The organism is Myxococcota bacterium, assembly GCA_035498015.1.
In the GTDB taxonomy this organism is placed as follows: Bacteria; Myxococcota_A; UBA9160; order SZUA-336; family SZUA-336; genus VGRW01.
The window spans coordinates 1-10,801 of the sequence record DATKAO010000023.1; the positions used below are offsets into that span (position 1 = coordinate 1).

A 10,801-nucleotide genomic window follows, 5' to 3' on the forward strand; every position below is an offset into this window, starting at 1 on the left:
CGTCGATCGGGCCGAGCTCGCGCAGGTGCTGGTGCGCCTGCTCGAGGTGCCAGCCGATGGTCTCGTCGTGCTCGACGCTCTCGCCGATCCGGCTCGCGATCCAGTCGGCGAAGCGGCCGTGCAGGTCCGCGCGCGTGCCGCGCAGCACGCGCCGATACGCGGCGTCGCGAATCAGCGCGTGGTGGAAACGCAGTGCGGGCTCACCGAGGAACCAGCCGGTGTCGGGCTCGATCAGCTCGCTGCGCCGGAGCGACTCGAGGCGCGCGTCGAGATCGCCGAGCTCGCGCGGCAGCAGCGCCGACACCGCCGCGCGCGAGAAGTGTCTCCCGACGACAGCCGCGCGCTCGAGCACCGTGCGCTCCTCGGGCCGGAGCCGCTCGATGCGCGCGGCGAGCAGCGCGTGGATCGTGGGCGGCATCTCGACGTCGGCCAGCGCGACGCCCGTCGTCCAGCGGTCGCCGTCACGCTTCAGGGCGCCGTCGTGGACCAGCATGCGCACGAGCTCGCCGACGAAGAGCGGGTTGCCCTCGCTCGTGGTCAGCACGCGTCCCGCGACCGCGGCTGGCAGCTCCTCCGCGCCGACGACGTTGGCGGCGAGCCGCGCCGCGGCTCCCGCGTCCAGGCCGCCCAGCGTCACGACGTCCCTCACCAGGCCCCCGGACGTGGTCAGTGACGAGCGTGTGTCTCGCAGCTCGGGTCGCGCCGCGACCAGCACGAGCAGCGGCACGCCGCTGCTCCACTGCACCAGGTGCTCGGTCAGGTCGAGCAGGAGCGGCTCGGCCCACTGCACGTCGTCGATCGCGAGCACCACCGGCCGCGCCGCCGCCAGCGCTGCCAGAAAGCGCCGCACCACGAAGAACGTCTCCTCGGTCGACGCCGGTGTGCCGGCAAGCAGCGCCGCGACCCCCGCGGCGATCCGCGCCCGCTCGGGCTCATCGGGGGGCAGCGCCTCGGCCACCGCGGTGCCATCGCCGGGCAGTAGCGCACGGATCGCACCGGCGAGGGGCGCGAAGGTCGCCCCACCTGAGGAGTCACAGCGCGCGGTCAACACCGTCGCGCGGCCGCCCAGACGGCGCGCGAGCTCGTCGAGCAGGCGCGACTTGCCCAGGCCTGGCGAGCCGAGGATGGTGGCCAGCCGGGCGGCGGGAGCGGCGACGGCAGAGTCGTAGATCGCACTGAGTCGCCGCAGCTCGTCCTCGCGGCCCACGAACGCGATCGCGGGCGCACCCACGGGGCGCTCCAGTGACACGACGCGGTACGCGGGCACCGGCTCCGCTCGGCCCCGCAGCGCGAAGGTGCCGAAGTGCTCGAGCGTGACTTGCTCGCCGACCAGGCGCCGCGTCGCCTCGCCTACGAGCACGTCGCCTTCGCGCGCCTCCTGCTGCAGGCGCCCGGCGACGTTCAGCGGGTCACCGATGCCCTGCGGCCGCTCGTCGCTCACCACGACCTCGCCCGTGTTCACGGCGATGCGCAGGCCGAGGCTGCCCACCACCGCGCCTTCCTCGCGCGCGAACTCGCGGAAGGCCTCCTGCATGGCGACCGCCGCGCGCACCGCGCGGATCGCGTCGTCCTCGGCGACGTGGGGCACGCCGAAAGCGCACATGACTCCGTCGCCGAGCAGCTGAACGACCGTGCCCCGGTGCGCCTCGACCGGCGCTCGCATCGCGGCGTAGTAGCGCTCCATCACGCGCCGTGTGGACTCCGCGTCGAGTCGCTCCTGCAGCGAGGTCGAGCCGACCAGGTCCGCGAACAGGATCGTGACCACCTTCCGAGCCCCGTCAGCCTCGAGGCTCGCGGGGCGAGCAAGCGCCGCGCCGCACCCGTCGCAGAACTGCGCACCGGCCTCGCACGCCACGCCGCACGCGGCGCAGCGCAGGCCGAGCGGACTGCCGCAGCTGCTGCAGAAACGCGCCCCGGCGCGGTTCGCCCGTTTACAGCTGGCGCAGTCCATCGAGATCGCGCCAAAGGGTCACGCCGGCCATCTTAGCCCAAACGGCGCTCTCTCCGGCCGGTCACTCCTGAGCCGCGGCCCCCGCGACCACCTGCTAGGAAGCCTGCAGCCGCGTGGCCCGGGCAGCGAGCTCGGTGCGGCCGCGCACGTCGAGCTTGGTGTAGACGTGCGCGAGGTGAGTCTTCACCGTGGCGAGACTCACGAACAGCTTCGCCGCGATCTCCTTGTTGGGAAGACCCTCTGCGACGAGCTCGACCACGCGTGACTCGGTGGGCGTGAGACTCTCCCAGCCGTGGTCCGGCCGGCTGCGCCCACCGCGTCCGCGGCGCGCGTACTCGACGGCCTCTGGCAGTGAGAGGCGCGCTCCCTCGGCCATGGCCTCGGCATCGACCCGGCGGCGCAGCTCGTCGAGCTCGGGCGTCGGATACAGCTGCTTGTATCCGGAGCGAGCGCGGAAGGCGTCGGCTGCGCCGACCAGGCGCCCGGCTTCGGCCAGTCGCTCGGTGTCGCCCTGGATCAGGGCGAGTATCTCGAGCGCGTCGACCTGTTGCAGGACGAAGCCGCACCGGAGCGCCCGCGCGAGCCCGGCATGCGCGGCGCCCTCGGCTCCGGCTGCATCGTGCCGGCGAGCCCGGGCCGCGCGCCAGAGGTCCAGGGCGGTGAGCGTTTGGTTCATTCCCGTGCCCGCTGACTCGCGCTCGACCTCGAGCCACGAGGCCTCGGACTCGGCGTCGTCGCCGAGCGCGCGCGCCGTGCGCGCCAGCGACACGCGCGCGATCCACCGGCTGACGCCCGGCATGCGCGCGGCGCTCCTCAAGTGACCGCGCGCGGTCTCGAGGTCGCCGTCCACGACGGCCGCCACACCCAGAAGCAGATCGCGGATGCCCTCGAGCAGCCCGAGCGACCCTAAGTGGTCCAGCACCGCGAGCGTATCGCGCAGCAAGCTGCGATCGCCCGTCGCCAGCGCAATCGAGACCACCATGGGCAACGAACCTTGGTGAGTGTGCGAGATGGTGGTGCGCGCGCCGGCGAGGTCGCCTTCGTTGAGCGCGATGCCGGCCCTCACGAAGCGAAGGTTCGAACGCAGCGTGGCGTCGGCGGGCAGCTGTCGGTCGAGCCAGTCCGCGAGGCGCCGCGCGGCATGCACATCGGAGAGGTTGCTCATCATCGCCAAGTGATTCGTGGCCAGCACCTCGAGCGCTCGATTTCCGATCGAGCGTGCGTCGTCGATGGCTCGCAGCAGCCCCGCAATGCCTTCGTCGAAGGCCTGGAACGTGCGCAGGAACGAGAGTGCGATCTCGAGCTGACAGCGCACGGTCGGCGCGATGTCTTTGCTCCGCTCCGCGAGCGCGGTGCGGACTGCGGACAGTGTGGCCAGGTCGCCGGCGACCGCGAGCGGGCCCGCCAGCGGCGCCATCGCCGCGAGCCACTCGCTGCTGCCGACCTCGAGACCGCGCAGGACGCGGCTCGAGACGGCGCGCGCCTCGTCGTTCGCGAAGCGCGTCGGCCAGGACGCGCCGAGCGGCTGCAGCAGCTCGAGCGTGGCGGCCCGGTCGCGCCCGAGTGACCAGTCGAGGGCGGCGATCAGCTCGGGGGCCGCGGCCTCGATCTCGGCTGCGGCAGGCTCGCAGAAGATCTCCCGGTCCACGGCCCAGCTGGCGCAGCGGCGCCGGAACCAGGTCAGGTGGCGGTCGCGCACGAGCTCGAGCTCACCCGCGTCGTCGGCGCGCTCGAGGCCGAAGTGACGCAGTGTCTCGAGCATTCGGTAGCGATCAGCGCCGTGCAGGACCAGGCTCTTGTCGACGAGCCGCGCCAAGAGGTCGAAGACTTCGAGGCGATCGAGGTCGAAGCCCGCGGCCACGGCCTCGGCGGCCTCCAGGCTGAACGGAGCCGCGAAGACCGCCAGGCGCCGGAACAGGGCCTGCTCCTCGCCGGAAAGGAGGTCGTAGCTCCACTCGACCGAGGCGAGCAGCGTGCGCTGGCGCGCGACGGCCGTGCGCGCGCCGCCGGTGAGCAGACGGAAGCGATCGTCGAGCCCGGTCGCCAGCCGGTCGACGGAGAGCGCGCGCACCCGCGCTGCGGCGAGCTCGAGCGCGAGCGGAATGCCGTCGAGCCGGCGGCAGATACCGGCGACGAACGGCGCGTTCGCGGGGTCGAGCGCGAAGTCCGGGCGCGACGCACGCGCGCGCTCGACGAACAGCTGTACGGCGTCGGCCGCGGCGATGCGCTCGAGCGCGCGTTCGTCCTCGGCGGGGACCGAGAGAGAGGGGATGCGCCACATCACCTCGCCCGCGACGCCGAGCGGCTCGCGCGCGGTCGCGAGCACGCGTACTTCCGGGCCGGCGCGGAGCAGCGCGTCGGCGAGCTCGGCGCAGGCGGTGAGCAGATGCTCGCAGTTGTCGAGCACGACCAGGAGATCGGCCTTCGCCAGGCGCTGAGTCAGTACGTCCACCGCGGTCGCGCCCGGAGTCTCGACCAGACCGCAGGCGGCGACGACCGCCGCGGCGACCTGCGCGCCATCCGAGACGCGCGCGAGCTCGACCCAGACGACCCCGTCGGGGTGCAGCTCGACGGAGTCCTGCGCCACGGCGTGGGCGAGGCGGGTCTTCCCGGCGCCGCCGGAGCCCGTGATCGTGACCAGCCGCCCCTTCGCGAGCAGCAGGCCCAGGTCGTGGCGCTCGCGCTCTCGCCCGACGAGCCGGGTCGGCCAGGCCCCCAGGGCCGACGTTCCCGACGGCTGCAGCGCGCCCAGACGTCCGGGCTGGATCGGCAGCTCGGGATGGATGAGTTGGTGGATCCGCTCCGGTCGCTCGAAGCCGGGTAGCGTCGCGCTTCCGAGCTCGGCCAGCGCTGCCGAGTCGGGAAGCGAATCCGCCACGAGCGCCGCAGTGGCGCTCGAGACCAGCACCTGGCCTCCCTTCGCGAGGCCGCGCAGGCGTGCCGCCCGGATGATGGCGAGCCCGCCGTAGTTCCCGCTGTCCGTGAGCTCGGCTTCCCCCGTGTGGACGGCCATCCGCACCGTGACCGTCGCCCCGCCGGGCCAGGGCTCGGCGAGGAGCGCGCGCTGAGCCGCGAGAGCCGCCGCGAGGGCGGCGCCCGGACGGGCGAAGACCGAGAGCGTCGAGTCACCTTCGCCCTGGTCGGGCGGAAGGACTCCGCCGTGCTCGGCGACGGCAGCCCGGATCAGGTCCGCTTGCAGCGCCAGAGCCTTTCCTGCCGACGCCGACTTCTGCCAGAGGCGGGTCGAAGCCACGACGTCCGTGAGCAGGAACGTCACCACGCCGACGGGTGGCTGGGCGACTGGGGGCCGGAGTGTCTCCATACGGCGCTACGGTACTCCGAACGCGCCTGGATACATCCACCGAAGGGATGATTTTGGTGGCTCGGCTACGGCGCGCGGCCGAAGCGCACCGCGGCGCGCTGTTTGGCGCGTGCGGCCCCGATCTCGCGGTCGCGCGGCGGGGCGCTCGTCACGAGTGAGTGCAGGAGCTCGCGCGCCACGTCGGTGGTCTGGTCGACCGCGCGCCGGAACGCGGCCTCGTTCACCTGCGACGGGCGGTTGAAGCCCGACAGCTTGCGCACGAACTGCAGCGCCGCCGCGCGAATCTCGTCGTCGCTGACGGGCGGCTCGAAGTTGAACAGCGTCTTGATGTTGCGGCACATGCCGCGACCTTACCACGGCGCTCGCGCAGCGACTCAGTAGCCCGCGATCAGCCGGAACACGAGACGCGTCAGCCTCTCCTCGCGTACGAGCAAGAGCATGAGCGTCGTGACCAGCGTCTGGCGCATGCGCTCTCCTATCTGCGCTTGAAGAACTGGACCGCCCGCTCGTGCTTCTCGGCCTGGGCGCGCGTCTTGAACGTGCCGAGGTTGCGACGCTTGCCGGTCTTCGGGTTCTTCTTGCGCGAGTACAGCCGGTAGCTCTTCCCCACCTTGCGGATCATCGGACCGCCCTCCCTGGTGCGTCTCGGAACAGCGCGCGCAGCTCGACTTTCGCAGCCTCGAGCTTGGCGCGGCGCCGCTTCGACAGGTTCTTGCCCGCGCGATTGATGTAGAAGATCAGCATCGACAAGGCCGAGCGGAGCGGAGGCGCCTTCCGGCGCGAGCTCCGCTCGGCGGACCGCTTGAGCGAGCGCGCGATCGCGCGCGGGTCGTCCAGCGAGAACACGCCCCGCTCGAGATCCAATGCGTCGCTCTCGCGAGTCACTCGGGCCGACCAGCGATTCACGGGCTTTCGGCGCGCTGCCATGCGCGGGTGCGTCGCAAGCTCCGCGCCAAGGCGAACGCGCTCGGGTCTGCTCCGCGCGCGCCGGCCGGCGCAGAATCCAGAATTCTCCGGGACGGGAGCCCGCGCGACATGGTTGGCGTGATGCGCCTCACAGGAGCTCGAGGCTCGCGACCACTTTGCGGAACGCCGCCAGCTCCTCGGTCGTGGCCTCGGCGTGCTGCTTGTTCATCGACGCGCCGAAGATCCAGGGCCTGCCGGGGCCGGGGTTCACGTAAGCGACATACTCGTACCACTGACCCGGCAGCAGGAAGAGCTTGGCCGCGACCCGATAGCTCGGGTGCACCACGGCGAGGTCGCGGAACTCGATCCGGGGATACTGTTTCCGGTAGAGATCCATGTCGGCCTGCAGGTCCGCGGCGAGGTCCTCGTCGGTCTTGTCGTTGACGCGGACGCGCAGCAGCGCGACCGCGGCGTCGGCATTCTCACCTCGGCGATAGAACACCACGTTCGAGCTGAGCCGAGTGGCCTCCGCCGTCGAGCCCTGCCAGCCGGAGGGCTCGCGCACGCCGAATGCGAAGCCGTCACCGTAGATCAGCAGCCGATCGGCCGGCCCCTCCGCGGCCGCCGGCGTGCAGACGGCGAGCGCGGCCGCGAGCAAGAGGACCCTCCGAGCCCGTGCAGTCACTCGTCGGGAATCGGGGGCTGACCGACCGGCCTTGAGGCGCGGGCGAGCGCAGAAGTCATTCTTCGGTCATGACGGGCGCTGGCGACTCTGAGAGACTTCTAAGCCAAGGAGGATCTCGGATGAAGCAGGCGACTCTGGCGGCGCTCGCCGCCGCACTCACTTTCGCCGTTCCCTCGGCGTGGGCCAACTACAACGTGAACGCGAAGCTCACGTGCTACGACGATGGCGACGGCTCGAAGCTCCTCAAGCTGAAGCTCGGGAACGCCGCGCTCATCGCCCGATGTCTCAGCGTGACGATCTCCGACCCGAGCGTGGCCAACTACGCGCTGACCTTCGACTCGGACACGCGCGAGCTGCACGTGATCCGGCGCTGCGATTCGCTGGTGATGTGCGACCTCTCTTCGCAGGCGTCGTGTCAGACGGCCGGCGAGTCGGGCGAGAACATCAACACCAACGCCGCGTGCATCTACACGCTGCTCGATCCGACCGAGGACCCCGTCGGCCAGATGGCCTGCTTCGAGAAGGAGAAGTACTCGCTCGCGACGAACAAGTACTCGTTCTCCACCTCGTGCGCGGGTACGCTCGACATCGGCGAGCCGTGCACCCTGTCGTTCAAGAGCGGGAAGCTGTTCGACGAGAGCGGCGCGTGTCCGACCGCGAAGTGACTCGCGTCAGCGAGGCGGCCGCAGCATCGGGGTCATGAGCGGTGAGTCCGCCACGCGGATCTCGCCCATGATCTCGAAGCCGTGCCGCTGGTAGAGCGTGATGTTCATCGGGTTCGAGGACTCGAGATAGGCGGGCAGGCCCTCGCGGTCACAGCGCGCGAGCGCGTGCTGCAGGATCGCTCCGCCGTTCCCCTGGTTCTGCCGTGACGGATCGACCCCGATCATGGGCAGATACCAGTGCGGATCCTCGGGGTGGTACGAGCCCATGAGACCGAACACCTCGAGAAACTCGTCCTTGCGGGCGCCGCGCACGCTGCGTTCGATGATCGCGACCAGCGCCGGCTCGTTGGGGTGCACGCCCGGCGGGATCCAGAGCGCCGCGCCCCCGAAGTCCTCGGTCACGTAGACGCTCTCGTTCGCGGCCGCGTGCACCCCGAACTCGCGCAGCACCAGGGGGAAGTGTCCGAGAAAGTCCGCCGCATCGGGCCACACCCAGCGCGTGAACGGGTCGGCCGCGAAGGCGCACGTGATCGTCGCGATCGCCCGCTCGAGCTCGGACGTGGTGGCAGCACGGACCTTGGGGGTGTCGGCCACGCCTCGAGCCTAGCATTACTGGTTTTTAATGTGAACCCGGCCGACGACCGGCCTCACCCGCAGCCGCCGGTCTCCCCGCACGTGCGGCAGGCGTAGCAGGCGCCCGCCCGCACCATGATCGAGCCGCAGTTGTTGCAGGGCGGGGCGTCTTCCTGGCCGATGGCCGGGTGGCCGGGCTCCAGGTCGCTGCCGCCGCGCACGCTGCTGGTGGTGGTGATCGGCACGACGCGCTCGCTGCCCGAGCTCGCGCCCTCCTCGTAGCTGTCCTGCGCATCCTCGACCAGTGACTCGCCGCTCGGGAAGTTCAGGCCGAGCCAGCGGAAGACGTAGTCGGTGACCGACTTCGCCATCGGGATCTCTGGGTTGCCCGTGAAGCCCGAGGGCTCGAAGCGCGTGTGACTGAACTTGTCGACCAGCGCCTTGAGCGGCACGCCGTACTGCAGCGAGAGCGAGGTCATGACCGCGATCGTGTCCATCAGGCCCGACACGGTCGAGCCCTCCTTGGACATCTTCAGGAACACCTCGCCCGGCGTGCCGTCCTCGTACAGGCCCACGGTGAGATAGCCGTCATGGCCCGCGATCGAGAACTTGTGGGTCTTCGCATCGCGCACGTCGGGCAGCTTGCGCCGGCGCGGCGCCGGCTCGGCCACCGCCAGCGCGGGCGCCACCTCTTCCAGCTTGTCGGCCTTGGTGTTGAGCGGCTGCGTGCGCTTCGAGCCGTCGCGGTAGATGGCGAGCGACTTCAAGCCCAGCCGCCAGCCCTCGATGTACGCCTGCTCGATGTCCTCGACCGTGGCGTCCTTGGGCAGGTTCACCGTCTTCGAGATGCCGCCGGAAAGGAACGGCTGGGCGGCCGCCATCATGCGGATGTGGCCCATGTAGTGGATCGAGCGCGTGCCGTGTGCCGAGGTGAACGCGCAGTCGAAGATCGACAGGTGCTCGTCCTTGAGCCCGGGTGCGCCCTCGATCGTGTCGTGCTCGTCGACGTAGGCCACGATCTCCGCGATCTCCGCCGGCGAGTAGCCGCGGCGCTCGAGCGCGGACGAGACCGTGCGGTTCACGATCTTCAGCATGCCGCCGCCGACCAGTGACTTGTACTTCACCAGCGCGATGTCCGGCTCGATGCCGGTGGTGTCGCAGTCCATCATGAACGCGATCGTGCCGGTCGGCGCGATCACCGTGACCTGCGCGTTGCGGTAGCCGGCGCGCCGGCCGAGCTCGAGCGCACGGTGCCAGGTGTCGCGCGCCGCGTGGTGCAGGTCGTCGGGCACGCCCGCCGACGGCACCTGGTCCCCGTACTCGGTGTGCAGGCCGATCACCTCGAGGAACGGGGCGCGGTTCTTCTCGTACTCCGCGAACGGCCCGGTGCGGCGCGCGATCTCCGCCGAGCGGTGGTACGCCCGGCCGGTCATGAGCGACGTGATCGCGCCGCACAGGTTGCGGCCCTCGTCGGAGTCGTAGGCCACGCCGTTCAGCATGAGCAGCGCGCCCAGGTTCGCGTAGCCCAGCCCGAGCGGGCGCAGCAGGTGACTGTTGTGCGCGATCTTCTTGGTCGGGTAGTCGGCGAAGTCGACGATGATCTCCATGGCGAGGATCATCGTGTCGACCGCCTGCTCGAGGTCGGCCGTGAGGAAGCGGCCGTTCGGGTCCGCGAAGTGCAGCAGGTTGAACGACGCCAGGTTGCAGGCGGTGTCGTCGAGGAAGATGAACTCGCTGCACGGGTTCGTGGCGTTGATGCGGCCCGAGTTCTTGACCGGGTTCCAGCGGTTGATCGTGGTGTCGTACTGCAGGCCCGGGTCACCGCACACGTGGGCGGCCGACGAGATCTCGCGCATGGCGTCGCGCGCCTGCAGCGTGTCCATGACCTTGCCGGTGGTGACCGCGCGCGTCTGCCACGCGCCGCCGTTCACGACCGACTTCATGAACGCGTCGGGCACGCGCACCGAGTGATTGGCGTTCTGGTACTGGATCGACTCGTACGCCCCGCCAGGCACGTTGAAGCGCCCGTCGAAGCCCGCGTCGATCAGCGCCCAGGCCTTCTTCTCCTCGTCGGCCTTGCAGCGCACGAAGTCGAGGATGTCGGGGTGGTCGGCGTTCAGGATGACCATCTTCGCGGCGCGCCGCGTCTTGCCGCCCGAGCGGATGACTCCCGCGAACGAGTCGAAGCCGCGCATGAACGAGACCGGGCCGCTCGCCATGCCGCCGCCGGCCAGCGGCTCCTTCGAGCTGCGGATCGTGGACAGGTTCGTGCCCGTGCCCGAGCCGCCCTTGAACAGCATGGCCTCGGTCTTCGCGAGGTCCATGATCGAGGTCATCGTGTCTTCGACGGAGTTGATGAAGCACGCGCTCGCCTGCTGCGGCACGAGCTTGCCGTCGGGCTCGACCACGCCCAGGTTGAACCACACCGGCGAGTTGAAGCACACCTTCTGGTGGAGCAGGAGGTGAGTCAGCTCGTCGGCGAAGATCTGCTCCTGCGCCTCGGTCGCGAAGTAGTCTCCCTCGCGGCCCCAGCGGCGGATCGTGCCGACCACGCGCCCGATGAGCTGGCGCACGCTCGACTCGCGCGACGGCGAGCCGAGGTGACCGCGGAAGTATTTCGACGCGACGATGTTCGTGGCCATCGGCGACCACGACTCGGGCACCTCGACGTTCTGCTGCTCGAAGACGACCTCGCCGCC

Annotated in this window: 9 protein-coding genes; 1 reads left to right on the forward strand and 8 read right to left on the reverse strand. The window is 70.7% G+C overall.

Annotated features, from left to right (window positions below; all coding sequences use genetic code 11):
* The 6 genes from VMR86_01855 to VMR86_01880 form a co-directional block, all read right to left on the reverse strand.
* Positions 1-1,765, reverse strand: a 1,765-nt coding sequence (locus VMR86_01855) for an AAA family ATPase (protein HTO05775.1), incomplete at its 3' end; no start/stop codon positions are given.
* Between the two features lie 280 nt (positions 1,766-2,045).
* Positions 2,046-5,228 carry a LuxR C-terminal-related transcriptional regulator gene (locus VMR86_01860; GenBank protein ID HTO05776.1) on the reverse strand — a complete coding sequence of 1,061 codons (3,183 nt, stop codon included), beginning with the start codon at positions 5,226-5,228 and terminating at the stop codon, positions 2,046-2,048.
* A gap of 110 nt (positions 5,229-5,338) precedes the next feature.
* Entirely contained in the window at positions 5,339-5,614 is a 276-nt protein-coding gene (locus tag VMR86_01865; GenBank protein ID HTO05777.1) for a DUF2277 domain-containing protein, read from the reverse strand.
* Between the two features lie 134 nt (positions 5,615-5,748).
* Positions 5,749-5,895 carry a hypothetical protein gene (locus tag VMR86_01870; GenBank protein HTO05778.1) on the reverse strand — a complete coding sequence of 49 codons (147 nt, stop codon included), beginning with the start codon at positions 5,893-5,895 and terminating at the stop codon, positions 5,749-5,751.
* On the reverse strand, positions 5,892-6,200 hold the full coding sequence (locus VMR86_01875; GenBank protein HTO05779.1) for a DUF3175 domain-containing protein: 309 nt from the start codon (positions 6,198-6,200) through the stop codon (positions 5,892-5,894). Before VMR86_01875 ends, VMR86_01870 begins: the two co-directional genes overlap by 4 nt.
* Before the next feature lie 127 nt (positions 6,201-6,327).
* On the reverse strand, positions 6,328-6,837 hold the full coding sequence (locus tag VMR86_01880; GenBank protein HTO05780.1) for a hypothetical protein: 510 nt from the start codon (positions 6,835-6,837) through the stop codon (positions 6,328-6,330).
* A 146-nt stretch (positions 6,838-6,983) separates the two neighbouring features.
* Here VMR86_01880 and VMR86_01885 point away from each other — a divergent pair, with 146 nt between their 5' ends.
* Positions 6,984-7,529 (forward strand): hypothetical protein, encoded by a 546-nt coding sequence (locus VMR86_01885; protein HTO05781.1) that lies wholly within the window; start codon positions 6,984-6,986, stop codon positions 7,527-7,529.
* A gap of 6 nt (positions 7,530-7,535) precedes the next feature.
* Here VMR86_01885 and VMR86_01890 read toward each other — a convergent pair whose 3' ends face one another.
* Positions 7,536-8,123, reverse strand: coding sequence for a GNAT family N-acetyltransferase (locus tag VMR86_01890; protein ID HTO05782.1), 588 nt, complete (start codon positions 8,121-8,123; stop codon positions 7,536-7,538).
* A gap of 53 nt (positions 8,124-8,176) precedes the next feature.
* On the reverse strand, positions 8,177-10,801 hold a 2,625-nt coding region (locus VMR86_01895), incomplete at its 5' end, for a vitamin B12-dependent ribonucleotide reductase (protein HTO05783.1).

What these genes read in the sequence shown, in the direction of transcription:
- VMR86_01885 (HTO05781.1), top strand. Translation starts at nt 6,984, where the DNA reads ATGAAGCAGGCGACTCTGGCGGCGCTCGCCGCCGCACTCACTTTCGCC.
- VMR86_01865 (HTO05777.1), bottom strand. Translation starts at nt 5,614, where the DNA reads ATGTGCCGCAACATCAAGACGCTGTTCAACTTCGAGCCGCCCGTCAGC.
- VMR86_01875 (HTO05779.1), bottom strand. Translation starts at nt 6,200, where the DNA reads ATGGCAGCGCGCCGAAAGCCCGTGAATCGCTGGTCGGCCCGAGTGACT.
- VMR86_01870 (HTO05778.1), bottom strand. Translation starts at nt 5,895, where the DNA reads ATGATCCGCAAGGTGGGGAAGAGCTACCGGCTGTACTCGCGCAAGAAG.